Consider the following 26544-nt stretch of genomic DNA (forward strand, 5'->3'; position numbering starts at 1 on the left):
AAGCTGGGCGCGGCTCCTAATCCTTTGGCCTCGGGGCCTCATTCCGTTAAGATAGCCCGCTTTTTCAAGGTGGGAGTCAGGCAGCATGGCGCAGCAGTATCAACCGGGGCAACGCTGGATCAGTGACAGCGAAGCAGAGCTTGGTTTAGGCACCGTTCTGGCACAGGACGGCCGCTTGTTGACCGTGCTTTACCCGGCCACTGGCGAAACCCGCCAGTACGCGCTACGGAATGCGCCCCTTACCCGTGTGCGGTTCTCGCCGGGTGACAGCATTACCCACTTCGAAGGCTGGAAGATGACCGTGCAGCAAGTCGACGATGTCGATGGGCTGATGGTCTATCACGGCCTCAACGCGCAGAACGAAGCGGTAACGCTGCCGGAAACCCAGTTGTCGAACTTCATTCAGTTCCGTCTGGCCAGCGACCGTCTGTTTGCCGGGCAGATCGACCCGCTGGCCTGGTTCTCCCTGCGCTACAACACCCTCGAACACACCAGCCGCCAGTTGCAATCTTCGCTCTGGGGCCTGGGCGGCGTGCGTGCGCAGCCGATCGCGCACCAGTTGCACATTGCCCGTGAAGTCGCCGACCGTATCGCGCCGCGGGTTTTGCTGGCGGACGAAGTGGGTCTGGGTAAAACCATCGAAGCCGGTCTGGTGATCCACCGCCAACTGCTCTCGGGCCGTGCCAACCGCGTGCTGATCCTGGTGCCCGAAAACCTCCAGCACCAGTGGCTGGTGGAGATGCGCCGCCGCTTCAACCTGCAGGTTGCACTGTTCGACGAAGAACGTTTCATCGAAAGCGATGCGACCAACCCGTTCGAAGACACCCAACTGGCGCTGGTCGCGCTGGAATGGCTGGTCGACGACGAAAAGGCGCAGGACGCCTTGTTCGCCGCCGGTTGGGACTTGCTGGTGGTCGACGAAGCGCACCACCTGGTCTGGCACGAAGAAAAAGCCAGCCCCGAGTATTCGCTGGTCGAGCAACTGGCCGAAGTGATCCCGGGCGTGCTGTTGCTTACCGCCACCCCGGAGCAACTCGGTCAGGACAGCCACTTCGCCCGTCTGCGCCTGCTTGATCCGAACCGTTTCCATGACCTGGCCGCGTTCCGCGCCGAGAGCGAGAACTATCGCCCGGTGGCCGAAGCCGTGCAGGAACTGCTCGACAAAGGGCGCCTGTCGCCTGAAGCACACAAGACCATTCATGGTTTCCTCGGCAACGAAGGCGAAGCCCTGTTGACCGCGGTCAACGATGGCGACACCGAAGCCAGTGCTCGCCTCGTGCGTGAGCTGCTTGACCGCCACGGCACCGGCCGCGTGCTGTTCCGTAACACCCGCGCCGCCGTGCAGGGTTTCCCGGAGCGCAAACTGCACCCGTACCCGCTACCGTGCCCGGACGAATATCTGGAACTGCCGTTGGGCGATCACGCCGAGTTGTACCCGGAAGTCAGCTTCCAGGCCCAGCCGGATGCCAGCGAAGAAGAACGCTGGTGGAAATTCGACCCACGCGTCGAATGGCTGATCGATCAGCTGAAAATGCTCAAGCGCACCAAAGTGCTGGTGATCTGCGCCCACGCCGAAACCGCGATGGATCTGGAAGACGCCTTGCGCGTGCGCTCCGGCATCCCGGCCACGGTGTTCCACGAAGGCATGAACATCCTTGAGCGTGACCGCGCTGCCGCCTACTTCGCTGACGAAGAATTCGGCGCGCAAGTGCTGATCTGCTCGGAAATCGGCAGTGAAGGTCGCAACTTCCAGTTCGCTCACCACCTGGTGCTGTTCGACCTGCCGTCGCACCCGGATCTTCTGGAGCAGCGTATCGGTCGTCTCGACCGAATCGGCCAGAAGCACATCATCGAACTGCATGTGCCGTACCTGGAAACCAGCCCGCAAGAGCGCCTGTTCCAGTGGTACAACGAAGCGCTGAACGCCTTCCTCAACACCTGCCCGACCGGCAATGCCTTGCAGCATCAGTTCGGCTCGCGTCTGCTGCCGCTGCTCGAAGAAGCCGACGACAGCGAGTGGCAAGCGCTGATCGACGAAGCCCGCACCGAGCGCGAGCGTCTGGAAGAAGAGCTGCACACCGGTCGCGACCGTCTGCTGGAGCTCAACTCCGGCGGTTCGGGCGAAGGCGATCAGTTGGTCGAGGACATCCTTGAGCAAGACGATCAGTTCGCCCTGCCGATCTACATGGAAACCCTGTTCGACGCGTTCGGCATCGACAGCGAAGACCATTCGGAAAACGCCCTGATCCTCAAGCCGAGCGAGAAGATGCTCGACGCCAGTTTCCCGCTGGGCGACGACGAAGGCGTGACCATCACTTACGACCGCAACCAGGCGCTGTCGCGTGAAGACATGCAGTTCATCACCTGGGAACACCCGATGGTGCAGGGCGGTATGGATCTGGTGTTGTCCGGCTCGATGGGCAACACCGCCGTCGCACTGATCAAGAACAAGGCGCTGAAACCGGGCACCGTGCTGCTGGAACTGCTCTACGTCAGCGAAGTGGTTGCCCCGCGCTCGCTGCAACTGGGCCGTTACCTGCCGCCGGCCGCATTGCGCTGCCTGCTCGACGCCAACGGCAACGACCTGTCGGCACGCGTGTCGTTCGAAACCCTGAACGATCAACTGGAGAGCGTGCCGCGTGCCAGCGCCAACAAATTCATCCAGGCCCAGCGCGATCAACTGACGCCACGGATCAACGCCGGTGAAGACAAGATCACCCCGCGTCACGCCGAGCGCGTGGCCGAGGCTCGCCGCCGTCTGGCGGCCGACACCGACGAAGAACTGGCGCGCCTGACCGCGTTGCAAGCGGTCAACCCGACCGTGCGTGACAGCGAACTGGTTGCCTTGCGTGAACAGCGAGAGCAAGGTCTGGCGATGCTGGATAAGGCTGCTTTGCGTCTGGAAGCGATTCGGGTGCTGGTGGCGGGTTAAACCGCCCTGCTCCACCGCGTCAAGCAAGAAGGCCCGCAGCGATGCGGGCCTTTTTGTTTGCCTGGCAATTAACAGGGTGATGCTGTCGGCCTCTTCGCGAGCAAGCCCGCTTTGGCATGCATTTCAAATGGTGGGAGCGGGCGTGTTCGCGAAAGTGATCATGCCGTCGCCACTGCTCCATCAGGCTCGACGACAGCCACCAGCCCCTCTTTCATCCGCTTGGCATCGCGGACAAAACATCGCGAGGCCAAAAACAGAAACACCATCGTCAAAAACAGCGCCACCGGAATCAGGTACATGGCGTCATGCAAGCCAACGGCTTTATAAGCCTCGGTCATTTGCTCAGCGCCCTCGGCCAGCATCGCCGTGTGCGCAAAATGATCCGACAACCCGCCAACCACCACCGGCCCCAAACCACCGCCCAGCAGGTACAACCCGGCAAAGAACAACGCCATCGCCGTCGCTCGCAGACGCGGTTCGACCACGTCCTGTATTGCTGTGTACACGCAGGTGTAGAAGTTATAGGCAAACAGCCAGCCGACGCTGAACACCGCGACAAACACCCCTATTTCGATTCGCCCGGCATGCAGTGCCCACGCCGTGCACAGGGTCGAGATGATCAGACTGAACCCCGCGAACAACAGTCGGCCACTGGCCACCCGCTGATGAATCTTGTCAGCGATCCAGCCGCCCAGCGTCAGGCCGATCAACCCGGTGACGCCGACGATCAATCCCGTCGCCACCGCCGCATCCTGCAATGGCATGAGGAAATAGCGCTGCAGCATCGGCACCAGGAACGAGTTACAGGCGTAAGTGGCGAAGTTGAAGCACAACCCGGCCATCACCAGCCACAGAAAAGTCGGAACCGCCAGAACGCGACGGATCGGCTTGTCGACTTTCGCTTGGGAAACCTGCACGGCTTCCGCTGCGCCGCGCGCGGGCTCCTTGATGAAAAACATGAAAATCGCGAGAATCAGCCCCGGTACGGCGGCGATGAAGAACGGCGCCCGCCAGCTATCGAACGCCTTGACCATCGCGCCAATGGTGAAGAATGCCAACAGCAGCCCCAATGGCAGACCCAGCATGAAGATGCCCATGGCCCGCGCCCGACGATGGGCGGGGAACAGATCGCCAATCAGCGAGTTGGCCGCCGGCGCGTAACTCGCCTCGCCGATGCCGATGCCCATGCGCACGATCAGAAAGCTCCAGAAACTGCCGACCAATCCGTTGACGGCGGTCAATGCGCTCCACGTCGCCAGGCCCCAGCCCATCAGTTTGCTACGCGAACCCGTGTCGGCCATGCGCCCTAAAGGCAGGCCGGCGACGGCATAAACGATGGTGAAGGCTGTGCCGATGATCCCCAACTGAAAATCACTGAGGTGCCATTCCATACGGATCGGCTCAATGATGATCGCCGGGATGGTGCGGTCGAAGAAGTTGAACAGGTTGGCAAGGAACAACAGGAACAGAATGCGCCAGGCATTCGCCGCTTGGGTCGAGTTCTGCATGGGTCCGTCTCTTTATTGTTATGGGGCTTCACTGCCGACGCAACCGAGCCCGGAACCTGCAATCTAGTCAGCCGTGCAGGGGCTGTCTGTGATCATTCGTGTGCCTGATATCGAGCCATGGCACTGTAACGAAACGTAAGCTCTTGATAACGCTGCAATCCCCCGAAAACAGGGGCTTTTGGCGAAAAAACCTGCCACAAAAAAATAGTTCCGCGCCCCCCTTCCCAAGTCCGTGGCGAAGCATAGAATGGCCGCCGGATCCGTCCGGATCTTCCGATCAATCCCTTTGATACCCCCGCCCATGTCCGAAGTCAGTCCGTGTCTGAATTGCGGTGCCTGCTGTTCCCATTTTCGCGTGTCTTTCTTTTGGGGTGAGTGCTCATCCTCTGGCGGTACAGTCCCAGATGAACTGGTTACACAAATCACCCCAAGCCGGGTGGCAATGATCGGCACTGACCGCAAATCACCGCGTTGCATCTCGCTGGCTGGCGAAATCGGCAACGCGGTGCAATGCACGATCTACGACAAACGTTCGAGCCCCTGCCGCGAGTTCGAGGCATCTTGGGAAAACGGTGAACAGAATACCGATTGCGACGCCGCCCGCGCCCGCTTCGGCCTGCCGCCCTTGCAACAGGGCTGGAGCGAAATCCCATTGGAAAAGATCGCCTGACACTTAGCGCCAATCGCTATTGCGGTAATTCCGAAATCATTACAGCCAATGTGCCACTACGGCTTCTACAGCAAAAACCGCCTCTATACTCCAGACATTCGCCTGCGTTAACCGCGCGGTAGTGACGACTTCAGAGACGGGGCATGCTATGGAGTGGCTTGGTTTGCAGTTTGTTACCGAGCTGCCGGAGAGCGGGCAGGTCATACTCAATGGCACACACAACCCCTTGCTGATGCTGGCGGCCTATCTGGTCGCTTGCGCCGCGAGTTTTGCCACCCTGGACATGGCCGAACGAGTCGGTCATGCCGAAGACCCGGGCTCGCAGCGGGTGTGGCGCTGGATCGGTGCGACCTGTCTGGCCGGCGGCATCTGGGCCATGCACTTTATCGGCATGCTTGCCTTCCAGGCCCCGATCGACATCCACTACGACCTGCCGATCACCCTGTTTTCGCTGCTGATCGCCCTGCTCGCCTCCTGGCTGGCGATGCACACGTTGGGCGAGGCGCAACCGAGCCTGGTGCACTGCCTCAAAAACGCCCTGCTGATCGGGCTCGGCATCGCCGGTATGCATTACGTTGGCATGGCAGCCATGAAATCGAATGCCACCCTCTACTACCAGCCGTTCCTGTTCGTGCTGTCGATCGTGATCGCCATGGGGGCCAGCTTCGCTGCGCTGTGGGTGGCGCGCTATCTGCGCGACGGCAGTGGCCTGTTTCATCAGATGCTCAAGTACGGCGCCGCGCTGATCCTCGGCGCAGGCATTTTCGGTACGCACTTCACGGCAATGGCCGCGCTGAAACAGGTCTTGGCGCCGGGCAGCGTTCCGTTCCTGCCAGCGCAAACCAACCACCTGCAATTGGGCCTGACCGTGGCGCTGATCATCTTGCTGATCCTGGGCAGTGCAATCAGCGCCGCGCTGGCCGACAGGAAACTGCAGAACAAGGAACACGACCTGCGCCGGGTCAACGCCCTGCTCAGCCAACTTGATCAAGCGCGTATGTCGCTGCAACAAGCGGCCAACTACGACGCCCTGACCAACCTGATCAACCGTCGCGGCTTCAACCAGATCTTCGCCGAGAAACTCAGCCAGAAAACCACCGAGGGCGGCATGCTTGCGGTGATGTTTCTCGACATCGACCACTTCAAACGCATCAACGACAGCCTCGGTCACGACGCCGGCGATGCACTGCTCAAAGTGATTGCCAATCACATCAAAGGCTCAGTGCGCAGCCATGAAGATGTCGTCGCGCGTTTTGGCGGAGATGAGTTTTGCATCCTGATCGGGCTGAACGACCGTGAAGAAGCCCGCAACATGGCTCAACGCATCATGCTGAGAATGAAAGAGCCGATCGAGCTGGCCGGACGGCGCATGGTAATGACCACCAGCATCGGCATCAGCCTGTATCCCGACGACGGTTCCACCTGCGAGGAACTGCTCAAGCACGCGGATCTGGCGCTGTATCAATCCAAAGGCGCGGGGCGCAATGGCCTGCATTTTTTCAATTCCAACCTGAAAAGCCGAGCCAGCATGGAGCTGCAACTGGAGGAAGAACTGCGCCAGGCGTTGGGTGAAGAAAACGGTCTGATGCTGTATTACCAACCGATTTTCGAACTGAAAACCGGTCGGGTCACCAAGCTCGAAGCGCTGATCCGCTGGCAGCATCCGTTACAGGGTCTGCTGACGCCGGACCGTTTTATCAGCATCGCCGAAAACAACGGTCTGATCGCCGAACTGGACAATTGGGTGCTGCGCCGGGCCTGCAAGGACCTGGGCGAGTTGTCGCGCCATGGCTGCGAAGCGTTGAAAATCGCCTGGAACTGCTCGCCGCTCAACCTCACACGCGAAGCGTTGGCTGACGAAATCGAAAGCGCGTTGCGCGCGGCAGGTGTCGCGCCGGAGCGCCTGGAACTGGAAGTCACCGAAAACGCCCTGATGGGCAACATCGCCAACACCCTCGTGCTACTGCGGCAGATCCGTGCCCTGGGCGTGTCGTTGTCGATCGACGATTTCGGCACCGGTTATTCATCGCTGGCCTACCTCAAGCGCCTGCCGCTCAACACCCTGAAGATCGACCGCTCCTTCATTCTCGACATCCCCAAAGCCACGGCGGACATGGAGATCGTCCAGGCGATCATCGCCATGGCGCACACCCTGCATTTGCAGGTGGTCACCGAAGGCGTGGAAAGCCTGGCGCAGTACGAATTCCTCGAGCGTTCGGGCTGCGATTTCATTCAGGGCTACCTGCTCAGTCGTCCGGTACCAATGGACGAACTGCGCCCGGTACTGGAAGAAATCAATCAGCGCAAACATTCGCCTGGGGTCAATCCGTTGATTCTGGCGCGCGGTACATTTGCACCAGCGTCGCAGGATCTTTCTCCAGAAAGCCTTGCGCCCCATGCAGGCGCATCAGTTGTGCGGCCAATCCGCTGATCGGCGTCGCCGAACCCTGCTCGCGAGAGAATTTCACCGCCGTGTCGAGATCCTTGAGCAGCGTGCGCACATGCCATTTGATCGGTTCGAAACGGCTTGCAGCCATTTGCGGGGCGAGGATCTGCAACGGTTTGGAGTCGGCAAAACCACCGGCCAGCGCTTCGGCAATCAGGCTTGCATCGACCCCGGCCTGTTCGGCCAGCGCCACCACTTCGGCGATCACCAGTGCATTGCAGGCGACGATCATCTGGTTGCAGGCTTTGGTCACCTGTCCCGCACCGATGCCGCCCATGTGCGTAACGCGTTGACCGAGATTGAGCAGCACCGAGCGCACACGCGCAAGGTCCGCCGCATCGCCACCGACCATGATCGCCAGACTGCCCGCCTCGGCGCCGACCACACCGCCGGACACCGGTGAGTCCATCCAGCGCATACCGGTTTTGTCTGCCAGTTCAGCCGCCATCTCACGCGTCGCCGTCGGTTCAAGGCTGGAAAAGTCCACCAGCAACTGACCGTGCTTCGCGCCCTCGACAACGCCGGCCGGGCCGAACACCACCTCACGCACCACCGCCGTATCCGCCAGGCACAGCATCACCACCTCGGCGTGTTCGCACAGCTCGGCCGGGCTGGCGACTTGTAGGGCACCGGCGTCGACCAGCGCCGCGCACTTGGCCGGATTGCGATTCCACACCGTCAGCGGATAACCCGCCGCCAACAGGCGCCGACACATCGGCAGGCCCATCAGACCGATTCCGGCGAATCCCAACGAAGGTAGCGTTGACATCATTTAGCCTCCTTTTGATTAAAGATCGCCGAATAATGGCCGATTCATCATCGATCAGGAAAGGATTCCCCCCAGCGACAGTCAGGCCAAATCCCTGGCGCTCGGGCTCAATTCGCGCAAAAAAGACGCGAGATCTTATTCCGTGAGGTTCGCTGACATTGGTTATCGAGCCGACCCAGTCCAGGTATATGGCGCACAATGACTTCTAAAAACAATCCCGCCACAGCGGTATCCGATCTGACCGCGAGCCCCGCTGCGAACAGCCCGTCATCGTCCAAGCCATTGGTTCCCTCGCGCCCGCTGTCGACCCAGCAATACCTGTACTTCACCGAAACCAATACCGACCGTATCCTGGACAACCTCGACGGCCTGCGTGATCTGGTGTTCCCGCGTCCGCCACACCTTGAAGGCGACAACGAGCAGCACAACGATCAGGAATTTCCGTCGGTGTGCCTGATCGGCCTCGGTCGCTGCGGCTCCAACATCGCCCTCGATGTCGCTGAGCTGGTGTACAACGCGCGCAAGTTCTACCTCAACGAATTCAACAACGAAGATCGCCTGTCGCCGGACAAGCGCTACGCCGAAAAGGGCTACAGCCCGGCTCAGTGGATCAAAAACAACCTGCGGATCGGCCCGAACAAGGCGAGCAAACCGGTGTTCCTGGTTGAGCCGCTGGTGATGCTCGGCGACCTCGACAAAGACATCGCCGGGCGCATCCGCTTCTCGCGCAAGGGCGAGAAAAGCGGCTTCCTGCGCGACTACAGCAAAATGAAGATCATGGACTTGTCTGAAGTCCACGCCGGTGGCGCCGGTAACGCGCCGATCCTCGGCCAGTACCTGGCCAAGATCATCCTCAACAAGGACACCCAGCGTTTCTCCAGCCCTGACTGGAAAATGATCCACTCGTACCTGATCGACAGCTGCGGCATCAAGGCCAACCAGTCGCGTCTGTACTTTTCGATCTTCAGTGCCGGCGGCGGTACCGGTTCGGGCATGGCTTCGGAATTCGGCCTGGCCCAACAGCACTCGTACATGAACAAGACGTTCGACACCAAGCCGATGGACGAGCATGACGGCAAGAGCGGGCATTCGTTCGTGTTCGAGCCGATCTTCACCAGCGGCATCTGCGTGCTGCCGAACATCTCCGACCACCGCAGCGAAATGTCCGAGGCGCTGCACATCAACGCCGGTCGCTTGCTGTGCAAATACCTGTCGGAAGAATGGGATTTCTCCTACAACTTCGCCAATGAAGACAGCAGCGAAGCCAGCGTCATGGGCCGTATCCGCCCATGGAACGCAATGATGCTGATCTCCAACGACATCATGCGTTACGCCGAAGAAAGCGATGACGGCAACATCCAGAACATTGATGTCAATGCGATGGAGAAGCACGCCAACCAGTACATCTCGCAGCAGATCTTCAATATTCTGACGGCGCAGGCGGTCACGACTGACTACGACCAGAACTATTTCCGCCGCGCCGGCATCGACATCGGCGAAACCATTCGCCTCGACGCCAACGACCTGTTCATGAGTCTGGCCGGCCCGGTGGCGATTGCCTATGCCGAATCGGTGGTGCCGGAAACGCCGCCGCCGAGCAGCGACAAGTTCAAGGTGTTCGACAAAGAACCACAGCGCCTGAACATCGACGATCTGTTCTTCCGCTCGATCGACCTGCCGCACTTCAACAAAGTGACCCAGGCGATCGAGGGCATCAGCTTGCTGCCGATCGAATCCAAGCGTTATCGCGCCTCGCTGGAGCAGTACAAGAACTCCGGCTACGACGCCGCCGCGCTGCACGACCTGCACTTCTTCAAGAACTGCTCGTCGGTGGTCTCGATCGTTTCGCTGCCAAAAGACTACAAGCTGTCGTACATGGACCTGAACCGGTTGAAGACCCACCTCAACAGCCTGTTCCCCAACACCACGCTCAAGCGCTACGCACTGGTGATCGGTGCCTCGGCCAACTTGTCGCTGACCACCCTCATCGCCAAGAGCCCGTGCCTGTCGGATGACTTCCTGACGCTGATCGTGGCGTTCATCAAGCGCTGCTTTGCGAAAAACCCGTACCGTTTCGACGAGACGCTGGACAATTCGATCCTCGACTTCATCATCCATGAGGACTTCGACGAAGACCGCATCGATGAACTGCTCAACGAGTTCGAGAACCCGGCGAAGATCCTCGACACCAACTGGTACGCGATCAAACCGATGTACGAGAAGAAGTATCGCGAGTTGATCAACGACAAAGAGAAGTTTGTCTCGATCAACGATATTCGCCTGTCACGCGATTGCGTGAAGAAGGCGATCAAGTACCTGCGTGAGATTTATCGTCACCGGATTGGCAAGACCAAGGTTATTTCCCTCAATAGCCATACCGGCAAGTCGTTCACGGTCTGATCCAGAACCGAGTCGCCCCTTTCGCGAGCAAGCCCGCTCCCACAGGGGAATGCATTCCAAATGTGGGAGCGGGCTTGCTCGCGAAGAGGCCCTCAAGTTCACTGAACATCTCAACCTTTCCAACATCCAGAAACAATTAAGCAGCCGTTAGGCTGCTTACTAAACTGTTCCCGTTACGTTTACGTCACCGTGATGCCACCCTCGCTTGTGGCCTTTCTTCACGGCAACGTGCCATCACGCTACTCGGCTACACACTTTTCGCTGACGACCGTCCGCACCATCAAGGTGCGACATCAGTGGCAAGCGCCCTTTCCTGGATCAGAATCCACGGTGAAACCACCACCGCCCAGAGCGCCGGGTCACGCTCGAAAATATCCAGTGCCCGCGTTTCAGACAGCTTGGCGACCTTGTCTTCGGCCAGCCAGGCAGCCACTTTGGCACCATCGTCCGAGGCCACGGCCTCGGCAGCGGCGATCAAATCAAGGCTTGGGTCGACCCACAATAGGGCACCCTTGGCAAAGAACGGCTCCAACTCTTTCCAGGTGATAGATGCGGTTTCACCAAGCAGCTTGGCATAGAGGGTGCTAGGTTCTTGATTCATGGGAACTGTCCGGAAAAGAAATCGACGCGAATGATAACGTCGGTGGTCCGCCAGCAAAACCCGGTAGCAAATCGCTTCACCGAACGAAAAGAGCAGGAACGCCAAGGAATGCTGCTGATTGGGATATATGCCCACGAACGCCCCGCCGCAATTCTGTCTTTTTCATTCAAAAATGCGACACCCTCAGGTTTTGTCCCTCGGCGCCCGCTTCCCAGGCTTACAACCGGCGCTCTACACTGTACCGGTACAGTTGCCGGGGGCATTTTCCGGAGGGTATCGCAAAGATATCTGACCCGGTTCTGCTGCTACGGCGCCAGAACTCAAAAAAATTACAACAGTAAGAGTGGAGCACTATGACAAAGGCTACTAAGCAGATTTCCAAACTGTTTGCCGCTATGGTTCTGGCCGGTGTTGCCAGCCATTCGTTCGCAGCTGACACCATCAAAATCGGTATCGCCGGTCCTAAAACCGGTCCAGTAGCCCAATACGGCGACATGCAGTTCAGTGGCGCGAAAATGGCCATCGAACAGATCAACGCCAAGGGCGGCGTCGACGGCAAGAAGCTCGAAGCCGTTGAATACGACGATGCCTGCGATCCGAAACAAGCGGTCGCGGTCGCGAACAAGGTCGTCAACGACGGCGTGAAGTTCGTGGTCGGTCACCTGTGCTCCAGCTCCACTCAGCCTGCTTCGGACATCTACGAAGACGAAGGCGTGATCATGATCACCCCGGCTGCCACCAGCCCGGAAATCACCGCCCGTGGTTACAAAATGGTCTTCCGCACCATCGGCCTGGACAGCGCCCAGGGCCCTGCCGCCGGTAACTACATCGCCAAGTTCGTCAAACCGAAAGTCGTCGCTGTTCTGCACGACAAGCAGCAATACGGTGAAGGCATTGCCACCGCCGTGAAAACCACGCTGGAGAAGGATGGCGTGAAAGTCGCCGTGTTCGAAGGCATCAACGCCGGCGACAAGGATTTCTCCTCGATCATCGCCAAACTCAAGCAAGCCAACGTCGACTTCGTTTACTACGGCGGCTACCACCCAGAGCTGGGTCTGATCCTGCGTCAGTCCGCTGAAAAAGGCCTGAAAGCCAGGTTCATGGGTCCGGAAGGCGTGGGTAACGACTCCATTTCGCAGATCGCCAAAGACGCTTCCGAAGGTCTGCTGGTAACCCTGCCGAAATCCTTCGACCAGGATCCGGCCAACGTCGCCCTGGCTGATGCCTTCAAGGCGAAGAAAGAAGACCCGAGCGGCCCGTTCGTATTCCCGTCCTACTCGGCTGTTGAAGTGATTGCCGGCGGTATCGCTGCCGCCAAGAGCGAAGACACTGCCAAAGTGGCTGAAGCTATCCACGCTGGCACCTTCAAAACCCCGACCGGCGATCTGAGCTTCGACGCCAAGGGCGACCTGAAGGACTTCAAATTTGTGGTTTACGAGTGGCACTTCGGCAAACCAAAAACTGAAGCTTCGCCTCAGTAAGGCCCTGCCTGACTGACTGCCAATAAAGCCCACGGCGTGCCGTGGGCTTTGTTTTACGAATGTATGGGCCGCGCTGGCGTGATCCGCCAGTCTCCCCACCTGAAAATCTCAAAACCGTCATCAGCGGTTCGCTGGCAAAACCCGGATTCGAAGTGGATAAAGATCCACGGGGCCGGGCGGGAAAATGACTCCACCAGTGAAATGCGTATCAGGTTTTTAGGAGCGTTGTAATGCCTGACCTCTATCACTTCTTCCAGCAGCTGGTTAATGGTCTGACCATTGGCAGCACGTATGCCCTGATTGCCATCGGCTATACGATGGTCTACGGCATCATTGGAATGATCAACTTCGCCCATGGCGAGGTGTACATGATCGGTTCCTACGTGGCGTTCATCGCCATCGCCGGGCTGGCCATGATGGGAATCGACAACGTCCCGCTGTTGATGACCGCTGCTTTCATCGCGAGCATCGTCGTGACAAGTTCCTACGGTTACAGCATCGAACGGATCGCCTACCGCCCCCTGCGCGGCAGCAACCGTTTGATTCCGCTGATTTCCGCCATCGGTATGTCGATCTTCCTGCAGAACACGGTTCTGCTGGCGCAAGACTCCAAGGACAAATCCATCCCCAACCTGATTCCGGGCAACATTACTTTCGGGCCAGGTGGCGCACATGAAGTGCTGATTTCCTACATGCAAATCGTGGTGTTCGTGGTGACCCTCATCGCCATGCTCGGCCTGACGCTGTTCATCTCCCGCTCTCGCCTGGGTCGCGCCTGCCGCGCCTGCGCCGAAGACATCAAGATGGCCAACCTGCTCGGCATCAACACCAACAACATCATCGCCCTGACCTTCGTCATTGGTGCTGCGCTGGCGGCCATCGCGGCCGTGCTGCTGAGCATGCAATACGGCGTGATCAACCCGAACGCCGGTTTCCTGGTCGGCCTCAAAGCCTTCACCGCTGCGGTACTGGGCGGCATCGGCAGCATTCCCGGCGCCATGCTCGGCGGGCTGGTGCTTGGGGTGGCGGAAGCCTTTGGTGCCGATATCTTCGGCGACCAGTACAAGGACGTCGTGGCTTTCGGCTTGTTGGTTCTGGTGCTGTTGTTCCGTCCGACCGGCATTCTGGGCCGTCCGGAGGTTGAGAAAGTATGACTAGGAATCTTAAACAGGCGCTGTTCAGCGCTTTGCTGGTGTGGGCTGTGGCCTACCCGGTACTGGGTCTGAAACTGACCATCGTCGGCATCAACCTTGAAGTGCATAACACCAGCCCGGCCATTCTGGCGACCATCGCCATTTGCTCGGTGCTGATGTTCCTGCGTGTGCTGTTCAACCAGCAGATCAGCAAGGCGTGGAAGTCCTCGCCCGGCATGCCGCTGATCCCGGCCAAGGCCAGCAACTTCCTGACCCTGCCGACCACCCAACGCTACATCATCATCGCGCTGATCCTTGGCGCGCTGGTCTGGCCGTTCTTCGGCTCCCGTGGCGCGGTGGACATCGCAACGCTGATCCTGATCTACGTGATGCTCGGCCTTGGCCTGAACATCGTGGTCGGTCTGGCCGGTCTGCTCGACCTGGGTTACGTCGGCTTCTACGCCGTCGGTGCCTACAGCTACGCGCTGCTGTCGCACTACTATGGCCTGAGCTTCTGGATCTGCCTGCCGATTGCCGGCCTGATGGCTGCGACGTTCGGCTTCCTGCTGGGCTTCCCGGTATTGCGTCTGCGCGGTGACTATCTGGCAATCGTGACGCTCGGCTTCGGCGAGATCATCCGTCTGTTCCTGCGTAACCTGACCGACATCACCGGTGGCCCGAACGGCATCAGCAACATCGAGAAGCCAACGTTCTTCGGCCTGACCTTCGAACGCAAGGCGGCAGAAGGCATGCAGACCTTCCACGAGTATTTCGGCCTGCAGTACAACTCGATCAACAAGGTGATTTTCCTGTACCTGGTGGCGTTGCTGCTGGCACTGGCCGCGCTGTTCGTCATCAACCGCTTGCTGCGCATGCCGATCGGTCGTGCATGGGAAGCGCTGCGTGAAGACGAAATTGCCTGCCGCGCGCTGGGTCTGAACCCGACCGTGATCAAGCTTTCGGCGTTTACGCTGGGGGCCGCGTTCGCCGGTTTCGCCGGCAGCTTCTTCGCCGCCCGTCAGGGCTTGGTAACGCCGGAATCGTTCACCTTCATCGAGTCGGCGATCATCCTCGCCATCGTGGTGCTCGGTGGCATGGGCTCGCAACTGGGCGTGATCCTCGCGGCCGTGGTGATGATCCTGTTGCCGGAAATGATGCGTGAGTTCAGCGAGTACCGCATGTTGATGTTCGGTGCCCTGATGGTGTTGATGATGATCTGGCGTCCACAAGGTCTGCTGCCGATGCAACGCCCCCACATGGAGCTGAGCAAATGAGCCGCGAGATCCTTAAAGTCGAAAATCTGAGCATGCGCTTCGGCGGCTTGCTGGCGGTCAACGGCGTGGCGCTGACGGTGAAGGAAAAACAGGTGGTTGCACTGATCGGGCCGAACGGCGCGGGCAAGACCACCGTGTTCAACTGCCTGACCGGTTTCTATCAGCCCACCGGCGGCAGCATCCTGCTTGACGGCGAGCCGATTCAGGGCCTGCCGGGTCACAAGATCGCCCTCAAAGGCGTGGTTCGTACCTTCCAGAACGTGCGACTGTTCAAAGACATGACGGCGATCGAGAACCTGTTGATCGCTCAGCACCGTCACCTGAACACCAACTTCCTGTCCGGCCTGTTCAAGACCCCGGCGTTCCGCAAAAGCGAACGCGAGGCGATGGAGTTTGCCGAGTACTGGCTGGAAAAGGTCAACCTCAAAGAGTTCGCCAACCGGAGCGCCGGCACCCTGGCCTACGGTCAGCAACGTCGTCTGGAAATCGCCCGCTGCATGATGACCCGCCCGCGGATCCTCATGCTCGACGAACCGGCCGCCGGCCTGAACCCAAAGGAAACCGAAGACCTCAAGGCGCTGATCAGCGTGCTGCGCGAAGAGCACAACGTGACCGTGCTGCTGATCGAACACGACATGAAACTGGTCATGAGCATTTCCGACCATATCGTCGTGATCAACCAGGGCACACCTCTGGCTGACGGCACGCCGGAACAGATCCGCGACAATCCTGAAGTGATCAAAGCCTACCTGGGGGAAGCGTAAATGCTGCAGTTCGAAAACGTTTCCACCTTCTACGGCAAGATCCAGGCCCTGCACAGCGTCAACGTCGAAGTCCGTCAGGGCGAGATCGTGACCCTGATCGGCGCCAACGGTGCCGGCAAGTCCACGCTGCTGATGACGCTGTGCGGCTCGCCGCAAGCCCACAGCGGCAGCATCCGCTACATGGGTGAGGAACTGGTCGGCCAGGACTCGTCGCAGATCATGCGCAAGAGCATCGCGGTGGTGCCGGAAGGTCGTCGGGTGTTCGCCCGTCTGACCGTTGAAGAAAACCTGTCCATGGGCGGCTTCTTCACCGACAAGGGCGACTATCAGGAACAGATGGACAAGGTTCTCGGCCTTTTCCCACGCCTGAAAGAACGCTTCAACCAGCGTGGCGGCACCATGTCCGGCGGCGAACAGCAAATGCTCGCCATCGGCCGTGCGCTGATGAGCAAGCCCAAACTGCTGCTGCTCGACGAGCCGTCGCTGGGCCTGGCACCGATCATCATCCAGCAGATTTTCGACATCATCGAAATGCTGCGCAAGGACGGTGTGACGGTGTTCCTGGTCGAGCAGAATGCCAACCAGGCTTTGAAAATCGCTGATCGTGCGTACGTTCTGGAGAACGGCCGCGTAGTGATGCAAGGCACCGGTGAAGCGCTGCTGACCGACCCGAAAGTACGCGAGGCGTATCTGGGCGGTTGAGGCCTTTCGCGAAACAGGAAAACGGCCTTCGGGCCGTTTTTTTGTGCGCGCTACAAACCTTCAACCCACCGCCCTCACAAAATCAAAAGCCGTTAATAAGGGTTGCAGTGTTGGGCCACGGCAGTGGTCTGATCGACGTAAGGACGCGCCGGCTCAAGGTTCCACTCGGGTTTGTTGCGCACAGGCTTGCCCTCATAGGTTGCCGCGAGGTGGCAAACCATCTGCCGCCGCAACGACCCGCCGTTGACGCTGTACTGCCGCCATTGCTGATCGTCTTTGTGTTTGTTGTACAACTCGGCAAACATCCGGTCAGTCTGATCATCCTTGATCGCTCGACCGCACGCGGTCGGCACGACTTGCAGTGACCAGGTGTTCGGTCCCAGTTTCGGGTCGGGACGTTGCACCCAAGTGCTCGACTCGATGTATTTTTCGCAGAACTTCGGCGCCGCTGGCGTGGCGCCCTGGATGCACGAGAAGCTGGCCTTGCCGACCGGGGTTCTCGGGAAATCGATCTTGATGATGTTGCGATCCTTGCCGGTCTTGGCCTTGTAGTCGCGCTGGTTGGCCATGGCATCGTTCAAGCCGCGCTGGTCACTGTAGAAAAACGCCAGAATCGGCAATTCGTCAGTTTTCGGGTTGCCCAGGCGCAACTCCGTCTGCGTCTGAAACTCACGGCTGTTGATGACTTTGCGTGCGCCCATGAAGTTGCGAAAGGCGTCGACCCGCTCCTTGCTGCTCATGGGATTGCGCATATTGAAACCGCACTGCAACTGGTCCTGCTGACGGTTGTTGTTGTACTGGGTAAAGTGCGCCACCCAGGCATTCGGCGTCGCAATCGGCGGCTTCATGGCCTGGCAGACCGCCTCGGTCGGGGCGGTGTTTTTGTTGTCGCCACAGCCACGGTCGTTGCGAAAATCAGTCCAGGCGTCGTTGGGAAACGCGCAATAGACATGCACCGGCGTTTCAGGGTCGCGTACCAGATCCCTCGGCGTAATCAGGTAGCCGTTCTGCGTGCTCATGCCGGGGTCTTCATAACTGATGCCGTCGGCACGCATATAAGAGGCGGCGAATGTGCCCAGTTCCAGCGCTTTCGGGCTGGGATTCCACACATCCCACTTCTGCCCCTTGGCCGGATCGGCACGGTGCGTGCCGCGCACCAACAATCCCGAACAGTCCGAGGCGGGATCCTGACCGCAGCTGTCGACGGTTTTGTTGTACAACGTTTCGACCTTTTTCAGGGTCTCGTCGCATGACTCGGCATTGGCCCATGTCGCCTGCACCAGCAGCGGTAACAAGAGCAATGGCGCGATTGTGTTCAAACGTTTTTGCATGGCTTGCATCTCCTTGATTAGCCAACACACACCTTCAACGCGGGACAGGATTACAACCCGCTGCCCGGGTTTCGCTGTCCGATAACGCCGGCCGGAACGGCTCGAGATTCCACGGCGTCTTGTTGCGGTAATTGACCAGCACGCAGTTCAATTGCTGACGCATGCTGCCGACGGACGTTTCGTTATCGCGCCAGCGACTGTCCGAGCCCCTGAGGGCGAACAACTGGTCGTACAAAGCGCCGACCTGCTCGTTGGGCAGTGCGCGCCCCACCGCCGTCGGCACGATGCTCAGGCTCCACTCATCCTGACGGGTGCCAGGGTCGTAGCGTTTGATCCAGTCGGCAGAAGCGATGTATTGCGCCGCCGTGGGCGCCAGCGGATTGCAGCCGGCTTTCGCTGAGTCCTGCGGGCTCACATTGGGACGGAACGGTTCAAGGTTCCATTGGGTTTTGGCCGGATAGTTCTGGATCAGGCAACTGAGTTGACCACGCATGCTGCCCGCCGATTTTTCGTAATCGCGCCACTGGCTGTCGGCGCCACGCAGCGCAAACAGCTCCTTGTACAAAGCCTCTTGATCACTGGCCTGAATCGCCTGGCCTTGAGCGGTGGGCGTGACCTTGAGCGACCACTCGTTTTTCTTGCTGCCGGGGTCGTAACGCTCGATCCACGTCGCTGCGGCGATGTACTTGGGTGCAGGGGCACCCGCCACCACCATTTCGTCGATCGCCTGATCCGCCGCCACGTAGCTGAAGCGCTCCGCTGTCGGCTTAGTGAAGTCCAGTCGCAGGATCGGCACGCTGTAGCCTTGGGTCTGAAGTTTCTTTTGAAAATTGCGCGCACTGTTCAGGCCATTCTCGGGTTTCGGCGGCGCCTGATCACCGCGAGTGGCGAAGTTTTGCGTGCTGTTGACGTTGTAGATGAAGGCATCGATGTACTTCATGTTTTCGCTGCCGTCGCGGGTCGCCGTGGCATTTTTCAACATGAACTCGTTGACCTGGCCACTGAAGGAAAAAGGATCCTTGTTGGTGGTACTGCGCCGGGATTCGTGCACCCGGATCATCGCGTGCCAGTCGCTGGTTTTCTCCGCGTTCCAGGAACACTGGCCGTACTGGATCGGCCCTTTCATCAGCCCGGTGTATTTCTGTGTCCATTGCTCGGCAGTGGTGACGCCCGCTTCTGCACAGGTACCGTAGGCCAACGCGGCATTGCGGTTGTTCATCACGCCTTGCGCGGCACGCGGTGGTTCGCGGCTGTCGAAGAAACCGCAGCCGTACCATTTGCGCTCAGGCCCGGTACCGCCATCGAAGGCGTAGATACAGGTGAAACCCTGCTCCTTGACCGGCAAGTTCAAAGCCGCAGCATCGGTTGGCGTGCGCAGGACCAACCCGGCGGGGTGAATGAGGATTCGCGTGCTCAGGTCCTTGCGGATCCACGAGTAGGACGTCGCGCCGATCTTGATCGCGTAAGGGCTGTAATCCCAAGGGTTGAACGGCCCGTCATTGACCATGCGCAAGGTCACGCCACTGCAATAATAGAGACCGCGTGCGGCGCCGGTATCGGGTTCCTGGCAGGCATCCTTGAGGGTGTTGTAGTTGTGGTTGATGCGCCTGAGCGTGTCCAGCGGATCGGAGACGGTTTGGGCTGCGACCGTCGAGAACATCAAGGGCAACGTGCAGGCCAAAGCCAGGGATGCAGTCCTGCGCCATAGAACAACTGAAGGCGAGCGATCCTTTGTCATGAGATACCGTCCTGGTAAATAGGCCCGCCTCGATGGGCCTCTAAAATCACTATAGAACACATCTCGATACGCGCCCCCTGCAGGGGCTACCGCTGCGACAACGCCTAAAAAGATTTGCGGTGGGCTGTAACGCATTGCCATGAGCTTTCTCTAGAGGGGTAAGCAAGCGGAAAAAACGCTTGTAAAAACCTGAACAAGACTGGAGAAACATCATGACTGCTACCACTCGCACCCTGTCCGCCACTGCCCTGGTTCTGGCCCTCGGTTCTGCCCTGAACATCGCCGCCGTTTCCACCGCCCACGCTGCCGATGACATGGAAAAATGCTTCGGCGTAGCCATGAAAGGTCAAAACGATTGTGCCGCAGGTGCAGGCACCACTTGCGCCGGCACATCCAAAATGGACTACCAGGCCAATGCCTGGAAACTCGTTCCGAAAGGCACCTGCGCCACCACCGAAAGCAAAACCTCGCCGACCGGATTCGGTCAGATGGAAGCCTTCAAAGCCAAGTCCTGATAACCGGTCTGCCTGAGTGACAATCATGTTCACATCCCCCGAGCCTGCCCTCCCCTGCACTCAGGCAGCCCACACCGGGCTCCCTGCCCGTGCCGGGCTGGGGCTCAAGACCGGGCACTTTCGTGAAGTGCTCGGTTCCTTGCCGGACATCGGTTTCTTCGAAGTCCACGCCGAAAACTACATGGTGGCCGGCGGTCCGTTTCATCATTTTCTCGGTTTGATTCGCCAGCAGTATCCGCTGTCACTGCATGGTGTCGGGTTGTCCATTGGCGCCGAAGGCGCACTGGACGACCAACATCTGCAACGACTGGCCGTGCTGATCGAGCGTTATCAACCCCAATCCTTTTCCGAACATCTGGCCTGGTCGAGCCACGGCCCGGTGTTCCTCAATGACCTGTTGCCGCTGGCGTATGACATGCCGACGCTGAACCGCGTCTGCGACCATATCGATCAGGTACAGAACACCCTCAAACGCCCCATGTTGCTGGAGAATCCGGCGACCTATCTGGCGTTTCAGTGCTCAAGCATCGACGAACCCGACTTCATCGCTGAAGTCATCCGCCGTAGCGGCTGCGGTCTGTTGCTGGACGTCAACAACATCCATGTGTCGTGTGTGAACCATCAGCGTGATCCGCTGACCTATCTCGATGCCCTGCCGCTGCAGGCGGTTGGCGAGATTCATCTGGCCGGTTTCGCCGAAGATAGCGACAGCCTCGGCGAGCGTTTGCTGATCGATGATCACGGCGCACCGATCGATCAAGCCGTCTGGGGTTTGTACCGGCAAGTGCTGGAGCGTATCGGCCCAGTGGCAACGTTGATCGAACGTGACAATCAGGTGCCGGCGTTCGATGTTTTGCTGGCCGAGGCGCAGCAGGCCGATGACCTTTTGACGCACGTCGGGAGTCAGCCATGAGCACTCAAGCGGCGTTCAGCGCTGCGCTACTTGACCCACAGTCACCTTGCCCCGAGGGCCTGTGCAGCGCCAACGGCGCCGATCCGGCGAGTCGTTTTTCGGTGTATCGCAACAATGTGCAAAGTTCATTGATCAACGCACTGGCTGACAGCTACCCGGTGGTTGCGCAATTGGTCGGTGAGGCGTTTTTCCGTGCCATGGCGGCCATTTTCATACAGCGCCAGCCGCCTGACAGTCCGCTGATGAGCCGCTACGGCGCAGGTCTGGCGGACTTCATCGCCACGTTTGAACCGGCCTCCAGCGTGCCGTATCTGGCCGACGTCGCACGGCTTGAACGCTTGCGCACCCTCGCCTATCACGCCGCCGACGCAGCCCCGGTGCAACATGAGCAGATCAGCGCAGCCCTCGCCAACCCGCAAGGTCTGGGCGAGCTGTGTTTCCAACTGCATCCGTCAGTGCACCTGCTCGATTCAGCCTATGCCGTGGTCGCGATCTGGGCTGCGCATCAACACGACGGGACGCTCGAAGGCATCCACATCAGCCAGGGACAACACGCCTTGGTGCTGCGCAACGGTCTCGACGTTGAAGTCTTTGTCCTTGAACACGGCGCCAGGGCGTTTATCGGCAATCTGATCGACGGCCATCCCCTACTGGCAGCCGTGGAAAACAGCCCTGCGTTCGACCTCAGCCAAACTCTGGCGCTGCTGATCGCCCACAACGCCATCAGCCATTTGCACAACAACAAGGAGTGCCCATGAACAACCTCATCACTGCCGCCATCACGCTGCTGGAAAAAATCCCGCACAGCCTGATTGCCTTCATTGCTCGCTTTTCGATTGCCGCGGTGTTCTGGAAATCAGGGCAGACCAAGGTCGAGGGGCTGGCCATCGACTTGATCGATGGCACCTTTGAACCTGGCTGGCCACGGTTGGCCGACTCGACGATCCCCTTGTTCAAGAGCGAATACCACGTACCGCTGCTGTCGCCGGAAATCGCCGCGCACATGGCCGCGTTCGCCGAGCACTTCTTTCCAATCCTGATTCTGATCGGCTTCGCCACACGGTTTTCGGCGCTGGCGCTGCTGGGCATGACCCTGACCATTCAGCTCTTTGTGTACCCGGATGCCTACCCGACTCACGGTACCTGGGCGGCGGTGTTGCTGTATCTGATGGCGACCGGGCCGGGGAAAATCTCGATTGATCACCTGATTGCCAAGCGTTATCGCTGAAGCCGATCCAGCGCCTCGCCGCTGCGTTTGAACCAGTCGATCAGATAATCGGCGAGCACTTGTGTGCGCTTTGGCAGCCCCCCCCTGATACGGATGCACCAGGTACATCGGCATACGGCGGGTCTGATAGTCGCGCAGAAGCCAGCGCAATCGCCCGTCAGCCAATTCCGTTTGCAGCAGGTACGGAAGGCAACCGGGCGATCCCCGCCCCCGTGAGCGCGGCTTTCTTGAGCAAATTGTAATGATTGCTGGCGAACGGCCCCGACACCCGTACCCGCAGCAACTCGTGATGCTGATGATAGAGCCACTCCTCGCGACCGCTGTAGTGGCTGTTGAGCAAACACCGATGTTCAGCGAGTGCCAACGGCGTCGTCGGCTCGCCGAAACGTTCGAGGTAGGCGGGGCTGGCACAGGTCATTTCCTGCCAGGCCAGCAACGGCTTGGCCACCAGTCGTTCGTCATTGGTCACGTCGCTACGGATTGCCAGATCGAAACCGTCCCGGGACAAATCGCGATAGCTGTTGTTTAGCTCAAGCTCAATCTGCACTTCGGGATATTTGTGCGAGAACTCCAACACAAGCCCCTCAAAGAAGGTTTCTCCCAGCGACACCGGAACGGTCATGCGCACCGGGCCGGCCATGTCATCCTTCAAGCGCGCCAATGCCTGACGCGCTCTTTCGACCTGGATGACTAACGCTTGGGCTTGCGGCAACAACGCCGCACCCGCCGCCGTCAGGCTCAAACGCCGAGTCGTGCGTTGCAGCAGCACCACGCAAAACTGCGCTTCCAACTGACTGATGCGCTTGGACAACTGCCCCTTGCTGCAGCCCAGTTGCTGCGCTGCGAGAGTAAAACTACCGGCCTCGATCAACACGGCAAACGCGGCCAGATCATCCATTTCGCTCATGGATTGTTTCCATTTGAAAACCAAAGGTTGCCCATTAGCACGCTTATCCGCAGAAAAAACCACTCTAGACTGAAACCTCGTTCAATTACTTGAGGCACAGTTCGATGAAAATTCTGTTGATAGGCGCGGGCGGCACCATCGGCTCAGCCGTAGACAACGAACTCTCGCAGCGCCACGAAGTCATTCGTATCGGTCGCAACAGCGGTGATTTGCAAGTGGATATCAGCGACAGCGCGTCGATCCGCAACCTGTTCGAACAGACCGGAAAGTTCGATGCGCTGGTATGTGCTGCGGGCAATGTGACCTTTGCCCCGTTGGATGAAATGACCGAAGACAGCTTCGCGCTTGGCCTCAAGGACAAACTGATGGGCCAGGTCAACCTGTTACTGATCGGCCGTGAATTTGCCAATGACGGCGCTTCGTTTACCTTCACCACCGGCGTGCTCAGCCACGATCCGATCCGCAGTGGCGCCTCGGCCGCACTGGTCAACGGCGCACTGGACAGCTTCGTGCGCGCGGCGGCTATCGAATTGCCACGCGGTCTGCGCGTGAACTCGATCAGCCCGACCGTGTTGCTCGAAGCCATGGGCAGCTACGCCCCGTATTTCCGAGGCTACAAACCGGTTCCTGCGGCGGATGTGGCGCTGGCCTACGCAAAAAGTGTCGAAGGCCTGCAAACCGGTCAGACGTTTCGCGTGGGCTAGACCCTTGTGATGAACGGTCAGCCTGCGTAACGTGGCGGCACTTGTCTGGAGAGCCGAAGATGCGTGTTGCCCGTTCGTTAGTCCTTGTTGCCCTGCTGCCGTTGTTCGCCGCCTGCCAGTTGCTTGATGGCCCGCGACAAAGTGCCTCCCATGTCGGCCAGACGCGGATGCAGGGGCAACTGACTGCTGCCGACGGCAAACTGGTGTTCCAGCCGTGCCAGGATCAGCGCCGGTTCGTGGTCAACGACATTGGCGGCACCAGCATCCTGCAAGAGGCAGCGACCCTCGCCGACGAGCAAGGCAAACTGTTCGCCGACGTACGCGGGAAAACTGTCGGCGAGCGCCTCGACCTGACTCAACTCTATCGCGTCGAGCGTTCCGGCACGGCTTGTGATGATCCCAATTTCAAATTGCTGATCCTGCGCGCCGCCGGCCACGGCCCGGAATGGAACGCCAAGGTCAGCGGTCGAGGCATGGTCATCGAACGCGAAGGTCAACCACCGCTCGCCGTGCCTTATGTTGAGGAGCAATTGGGCGACGGCCGCTTCAATCTCAGCAGCGAAGCCAACAATCAACGCATCGAATTGTGGGTTGCGCCACAACGCTGTGTCGACAGCCATACCGGCAGCGTGCAACACATGAGTGCCGAGTTGCGTATCGATGGCAAAGTGCAGCGAGGCTGCGGGTATTTCGGCGGATCGCGCAACGACTGAGCGTTTTTGCCTCACCGGATCCGGCCTTTGCGGCTTATAATCGCGGCCTTCAAACGCCCTGGCGCAGTTGTGCGCCCCGCGAACCCGGATCCTCGCCATGTTACGAATCACTGAACTCAAGCTGCCAATCGATCATCCCGAAGAAGACCTGCGCGTCGCCATCGTGCAACGCCTGGGCATCGCCAGCGATGACTTGCTCGATTTCACCTTGTTCAAGCGCAGCTACGACGCGCGCAAAAAGTCCTCCGAACTGTGCTTCATCTACACCATCGACCTCAACGTACGCGACGAGGCCAAGGTGCTGGGCAAGTTCGCCGATGACCGTAACGTCAACGTGGCGCCGGATGTCAGCTACAAGTTCGTCGGCCAGGCGCCGAGCGATCTGAGTCAACGCCCGATCGTGGTCGGCTTCGGCCCGTGCGGCATATTCGCCGGCTTGCTGCTGGCGCAAATGGGCTTCAAGCCGATCATCCTCGAGCGCGGCACCGAAGTGCGCCAGCGCACCAAGGACACCTGGGGCCTGTGGCGTAAAAGCGTGCTCAACCCCGAATCCAACGTGCAGTTCGGCGAAGGCGGCGCGGGCACGTTCTCCGACGGCAAACTGTACAGCCAGATCAAGGATCCGAAGTTCCTTGGCCGCAAAGTGCTGCACGAGTTCGTCAAGGCCGGCGCACCGGAAGAAATCCTCTACGTCAGCAAACCGCACATCGGTACGTTCCGCCTGACCGGTATGGTCGAGACCATGCGTGAAGAGATCCGCGCCCTGGGTGGTGAAGTGCGCTTCCAGGAGCGCGTCACCGATGTCCTGATCGAAGACGGCCAAGTGGTCGGCGTCGAGTTGGGCAGCGGCGAAACCTTGCATTCCAGGCACGTGGTTCTGGCTCTGGGCCACAGCGCCCGTGACACCTTCCGCATGCTCCACGGGCGCGGCGTATTCATGGAAGCCAAGCCGTTCTCGGTGGGTTTCCGTATCGAACACCCGCAATCGCTGATCGACCGTGCGCGACTGGGCAAATACGCCGGCCATCCAAAACTCGGCGCCGCCGATTACAAACTGGTGCACCACGCCAAGAACGGTCGTTCGGTCTACAGCTTCTGCATGTGCCCGGGCGGCACCGTGGTAGCGGCGACTTCCGAGCCGAACCGGGTGGTCACCAACGGCATGAGCCAATACTCGCGTAACGAGCGCAACGCCAACTCCGGCATCGTCGTCGGCATCACCCCGGAAGTCGATTATCCGGGCGGACCGCTGGCCGGGATCGAGTTGCAGGAACGCCTGGAATCTCACGCGTTCATTCTCGGCGGCAGCGACTACAAGGCCCCGGCGCAATTGGTGGGTGACTTCATCAATGGCACGCCTTCGACCGAACTGGGTGAAGTTGAACCGTCCTATAAACCGGGCGTAGCGCTCGGCGATCTGGCGCTGGCTTTGCCGGACTTCGCCATTGAAGCCATTCGTGAAGCGTTGCCGGCGTTCGAGAAACAGATTCGCGGTTATTCGCTGCACGATGCGGTACTGACCGGGATTGAAACCCGTACATCGTCGCCGTTGCGCATTACCCGCAACGAGTCGTTGCAGAGCATGAACGTCAAAGGCCTGTTCCCGGCCGGTGAAGGCGCGGGTTACGCGGGCGGGATTCTGTCGGCGGGTGTGGATGGCATTCGCATCGCCGAAGCTGTGGCGCGCGACATTCTCGGCCTGCAAGCTTGATCACTTAAACCTGTGAGAGCGGGCTTGCTCGCGAAGGCGGTGTGTCAGTCGACGACAATGGTGACTGACCCGACGCTTTCGCGAGCAGCCCGCTCCCACATTGG

Annotated in this window: 21 protein-coding genes and 1 pseudogene; 16 read left to right on the top strand and 6 right to left on the bottom strand. The window is 59.5% G+C overall.

Translation table 11 applies throughout. The annotated features are described in order from the left end of the window. Positions 1 to 85: 85 nt before the first annotated feature. A complete protein-coding gene (gene rapA, locus AACY11_RS01445) occupies positions 86 to 2932 on the top strand; it encodes an RNA polymerase-associated protein RapA (RefSeq protein WP_339430660.1) in 2847 nt (948 codons plus the stop codon). A 158-nt stretch (positions 2933 to 3090) separates the two neighbouring features. On the opposite strand, the gene AACY11_RS01450 is transcribed toward rapA, so the two are convergent. Then, positions 3091 to 4440: a spinster family MFS transporter gene (locus tag AACY11_RS01450; protein WP_339430659.1), complete on the bottom strand. Its 1350-nt coding sequence runs from the start codon at positions 4438 to 4440 to the stop codon at positions 3091 to 3093. A 301-nt stretch (positions 4441 to 4741) separates the two neighbouring features. On the opposite strand from AACY11_RS01450, the gene AACY11_RS01455 reads away from it, so the two are divergent. Both AACY11_RS01455 and AACY11_RS01460 read left to right on the top strand, forming a co-directional pair. After that, the gene (locus AACY11_RS01455) at positions 4742 to 5110 is read left to right on the top strand and encodes a YkgJ family cysteine cluster protein (RefSeq protein WP_339430767.1); all 369 of its coding nucleotides are present in this window, start codon (positions 4742 to 4744) and stop codon (positions 5108 to 5110) included. A gap of 148 nt (positions 5111 to 5258) precedes the next feature. Continuing rightward, positions 5259 to 7541, top strand: a complete 2283-nt coding sequence (locus AACY11_RS01460; protein ID WP_339493687.1) for a putative bifunctional diguanylate cyclase/phosphodiesterase — start codon at positions 5259 to 5261, stop codon at positions 7539 to 7541. Here AACY11_RS01460 and AACY11_RS01465 read toward each other — a convergent pair. Further along, on the bottom strand, positions 7432 to 8328 hold the full coding sequence (locus AACY11_RS01465) for an NAD(P)-dependent oxidoreductase (protein ID WP_339493688.1): 897 nt from the start codon (positions 8326 to 8328) through the stop codon (positions 7432 to 7434). The genes AACY11_RS01460 and AACY11_RS01465 overlap by 110 nt on opposite strands. 195 nt (positions 8329 to 8523) lie before the next feature. Between AACY11_RS01465 and AACY11_RS01470 the strand changes: the two genes are divergently transcribed. Continuing rightward, complete coding sequence (locus tag AACY11_RS01470) at positions 8524 to 10725, top strand: hypothetical protein (protein WP_339430656.1); 2202 nt, start codon at positions 8524 to 8526, stop codon at positions 10723 to 10725. A 280-nt stretch (positions 10726 to 11005) separates the two neighbouring features. Here AACY11_RS01470 and AACY11_RS01475 read toward each other — a convergent pair whose 3' ends face one another. Next, positions 11006 to 11326 carry a DUF2288 domain-containing protein gene (locus AACY11_RS01475; RefSeq protein WP_339430655.1) on the bottom strand — a complete coding sequence of 107 codons (321 nt, stop codon included), beginning with the start codon at positions 11324 to 11326 and terminating at the stop codon, positions 11006 to 11008. 353 nt (positions 11327 to 11679) lie between these two features. On the opposite strand from AACY11_RS01475, the gene AACY11_RS01480 reads away from it, so the two are divergent. From AACY11_RS01480 to AACY11_RS01500, 5 genes are all read left to right on the top strand, one after another. Next, positions 11680 to 12807, top strand: coding sequence for a branched-chain amino acid ABC transporter substrate-binding protein (locus tag AACY11_RS01480; RefSeq protein ID WP_339430654.1), 1128 nt, complete (start codon positions 11680 to 11682; stop codon positions 12805 to 12807). Between the two features lie 230 nt (positions 12808 to 13037). Beyond that, positions 13038 to 13961, top strand: a complete 924-nt coding sequence (gene livH / locus AACY11_RS01485) for a high-affinity branched-chain amino acid ABC transporter permease LivH (RefSeq protein WP_221731425.1) — start codon at positions 13038 to 13040, stop codon at positions 13959 to 13961. After that, positions 13958 to 15214, top strand: a complete 1257-nt coding sequence (locus AACY11_RS01490; RefSeq protein WP_221731426.1) for a high-affinity branched-chain amino acid ABC transporter permease LivM — start codon at positions 13958 to 13960, stop codon at positions 15212 to 15214. Before livH ends, AACY11_RS01490 begins: the two co-directional genes overlap by 4 nt. Next, positions 15211 to 15978 carry a high-affinity branched-chain amino acid ABC transporter ATP-binding protein LivG gene (livG, locus tag AACY11_RS01495; protein ID WP_339430653.1) on the top strand — a complete coding sequence of 256 codons (768 nt, stop codon included), beginning with the start codon at positions 15211 to 15213 and terminating at the stop codon, positions 15976 to 15978. The genes AACY11_RS01490 and livG overlap by 4 nt, the downstream gene beginning before the upstream one ends. Beyond that, positions 15979 to 16680 carry an ABC transporter ATP-binding protein gene (locus AACY11_RS01500; protein ID WP_008082262.1) on the top strand — a complete coding sequence of 234 codons (702 nt, stop codon included), beginning with the start codon at positions 15979 to 15981 and terminating at the stop codon, positions 16678 to 16680. A gap of 92 nt (positions 16681 to 16772) precedes the next feature. On the opposite strand, the gene AACY11_RS01505 is transcribed toward AACY11_RS01500, so the two are convergent. Continuing rightward, positions 16773 to 18011 carry a DUF2599 domain-containing protein gene (locus AACY11_RS01505; protein WP_339493689.1) on the bottom strand — a complete coding sequence of 413 codons (1239 nt, stop codon included), beginning with the start codon at positions 18009 to 18011 and terminating at the stop codon, positions 16773 to 16775. Positions 18012 to 18045: 34 nt separating this feature from the next. Further along, a complete protein-coding gene (locus AACY11_RS01510; RefSeq protein ID WP_339493690.1) occupies positions 18046 to 19749 on the bottom strand; it encodes a DUF2599 domain-containing protein in 1704 nt (567 codons plus the stop codon). Between the two features lie 212 nt (positions 19750 to 19961). Between AACY11_RS01510 and AACY11_RS01515 the strand changes: the two genes are divergently transcribed. Genes AACY11_RS01515 through AACY11_RS01530 form a run of 4 tightly spaced genes read left to right on the top strand, consistent with a single transcriptional unit; the run spans position 19962 to position 22405 of the window. Continuing rightward, positions 19962 to 20264: a BufA1 family periplasmic bufferin-type metallophore gene (locus AACY11_RS01515; protein WP_339493692.1), complete on the top strand. Its 303-nt coding sequence runs from the start codon at positions 19962 to 19964 to the stop codon at positions 20262 to 20264. 25 nt (positions 20265 to 20289) lie between these two features. Further along, a complete protein-coding gene (gene bufB, locus AACY11_RS01520) occupies positions 20290 to 21177 on the top strand; it encodes an MNIO family bufferin maturase (protein WP_339493693.1) in 888 nt (295 codons plus the stop codon). Further along, positions 21174 to 21935 carry an HvfC/BufC N-terminal domain-containing protein gene (locus AACY11_RS01525; protein WP_339430648.1) on the top strand — a complete coding sequence of 254 codons (762 nt, stop codon included), beginning with the start codon at positions 21174 to 21176 and terminating at the stop codon, positions 21933 to 21935. The genes bufB and AACY11_RS01525 overlap by 4 nt, the downstream gene beginning before the upstream one ends. Continuing rightward, the gene (locus AACY11_RS01530) at positions 21932 to 22405 is read left to right on the top strand and encodes a DoxX family protein (protein WP_339493695.1); all 474 of its coding nucleotides are present in this window, start codon (positions 21932 to 21934) and stop codon (positions 22403 to 22405) included. Before AACY11_RS01525 ends, AACY11_RS01530 begins: the two co-directional genes overlap by 4 nt. Here the strand turns inward: AACY11_RS01530 and AACY11_RS01535 are convergent. Further along, positions 22396 to 23312 (bottom strand): annotated as a pseudogene (locus AACY11_RS01535) (LysR family transcriptional regulator). The gene AACY11_RS01530 and the pseudogene AACY11_RS01535 sit on opposite strands and share 10 nt — an antisense overlap. Before the next feature lie 104 nt (positions 23313 to 23416). On the opposite strand from AACY11_RS01535, the gene AACY11_RS01540 reads away from it, so the two are divergent. From AACY11_RS01540 to AACY11_RS01550, 3 genes are all read left to right on the top strand, one after another. Further along, a complete protein-coding gene (locus tag AACY11_RS01540; protein WP_339430645.1) occupies positions 23417 to 24016 on the top strand; it encodes a short chain dehydrogenase in 600 nt (199 codons plus the stop codon). Positions 24017 to 24075: 59 nt separating this feature from the next. Then, on the top strand, positions 24076 to 24729 hold the full coding sequence (locus AACY11_RS01545; protein WP_339493696.1) for a COG3650 family protein: 654 nt from the start codon (positions 24076 to 24078) through the stop codon (positions 24727 to 24729). A gap of 97 nt (positions 24730 to 24826) precedes the next feature. Further along, positions 24827 to 26440, top strand: coding sequence for an NAD(P)/FAD-dependent oxidoreductase (locus tag AACY11_RS01550; protein ID WP_339430643.1), 1614 nt, complete (start codon positions 24827 to 24829; stop codon positions 26438 to 26440). The last annotated feature ends 104 nt before the right edge of the window (positions 26441 to 26544 follow it).

The sequence above is a fragment of the Pseudomonas sp. RA_105y_Pfl2_P56 genome (genome assembly GCF_963970845.1).
Classification (GTDB): domain Bacteria; phylum Pseudomonadota; class Gammaproteobacteria; order Pseudomonadales; family Pseudomonadaceae; genus Aquipseudomonas; species Aquipseudomonas baetica_A.

Coding starts and splice junctions, on each gene's coding strand:
- rapA (WP_339430660.1), top strand. CDS start 86: ATGGCGCAGCAGTATCAACCGGGGCAACGCTGGATCAGTGACAGCGAA.
- AACY11_RS01450 (WP_339430659.1), bottom strand. CDS start 4,440: ATGCAGAACTCGACCCAAGCGGCGAATGCCTGGCGCATTCTGTTCCTG.
- AACY11_RS01455 (WP_339430767.1), top strand. CDS start 4,742: ATGTCCGAAGTCAGTCCGTGTCTGAATTGCGGTGCCTGCTGTTCCCAT.
- AACY11_RS01460 (WP_339493687.1), top strand. CDS start 5,259: ATGGAGTGGCTTGGTTTGCAGTTTGTTACCGAGCTGCCGGAGAGCGGG.
- AACY11_RS01465 (WP_339493688.1), bottom strand. CDS start 8,328: ATGATGTCAACGCTACCTTCGTTGGGATTCGCCGGAATCGGTCTGATG.
- AACY11_RS01470 (WP_339430656.1), top strand. CDS start 8,524: ATGACTTCTAAAAACAATCCCGCCACAGCGGTATCCGATCTGACCGCG.
- AACY11_RS01475 (WP_339430655.1), bottom strand. CDS start 11,326: ATGAATCAAGAACCTAGCACCCTCTATGCCAAGCTGCTTGGTGAAACC.
- AACY11_RS01480 (WP_339430654.1), top strand. CDS start 11,680: ATGACAAAGGCTACTAAGCAGATTTCCAAACTGTTTGCCGCTATGGTT.
- livH (WP_221731425.1), top strand. CDS start 13,038: ATGCCTGACCTCTATCACTTCTTCCAGCAGCTGGTTAATGGTCTGACC.
- AACY11_RS01490 (WP_221731426.1), top strand. CDS start 13,958: ATGACTAGGAATCTTAAACAGGCGCTGTTCAGCGCTTTGCTGGTGTGG.
- livG (WP_339430653.1), top strand. CDS start 15,211: ATGAGCCGCGAGATCCTTAAAGTCGAAAATCTGAGCATGCGCTTCGGC.
- AACY11_RS01500 (WP_008082262.1), top strand. CDS start 15,979: ATGCTGCAGTTCGAAAACGTTTCCACCTTCTACGGCAAGATCCAGGCC.
- AACY11_RS01505 (WP_339493689.1), bottom strand. CDS start 18,011: ATGCAAAAACGTTTGAACACAATCGCGCCATTGCTCTTGTTACCGCTG.
- AACY11_RS01510 (WP_339493690.1), bottom strand. CDS start 19,749: ATGACAAAGGATCGCTCGCCTTCAGTTGTTCTATGGCGCAGGACTGCA.
- AACY11_RS01515 (WP_339493692.1), top strand. CDS start 19,962: ATGACTGCTACCACTCGCACCCTGTCCGCCACTGCCCTGGTTCTGGCC.
- bufB (WP_339493693.1), top strand. CDS start 20,290: ATGTTCACATCCCCCGAGCCTGCCCTCCCCTGCACTCAGGCAGCCCAC.
- AACY11_RS01525 (WP_339430648.1), top strand. CDS start 21,174: ATGAGCACTCAAGCGGCGTTCAGCGCTGCGCTACTTGACCCACAGTCA.
- AACY11_RS01530 (WP_339493695.1), top strand. CDS start 21,932: ATGAACAACCTCATCACTGCCGCCATCACGCTGCTGGAAAAAATCCCG.
- AACY11_RS01540 (WP_339430645.1), top strand. CDS start 23,417: ATGAAAATTCTGTTGATAGGCGCGGGCGGCACCATCGGCTCAGCCGTA.
- AACY11_RS01545 (WP_339493696.1), top strand. CDS start 24,076: ATGCGTGTTGCCCGTTCGTTAGTCCTTGTTGCCCTGCTGCCGTTGTTC.
- AACY11_RS01550 (WP_339430643.1), top strand. CDS start 24,827: ATGTTACGAATCACTGAACTCAAGCTGCCAATCGATCATCCCGAAGAA.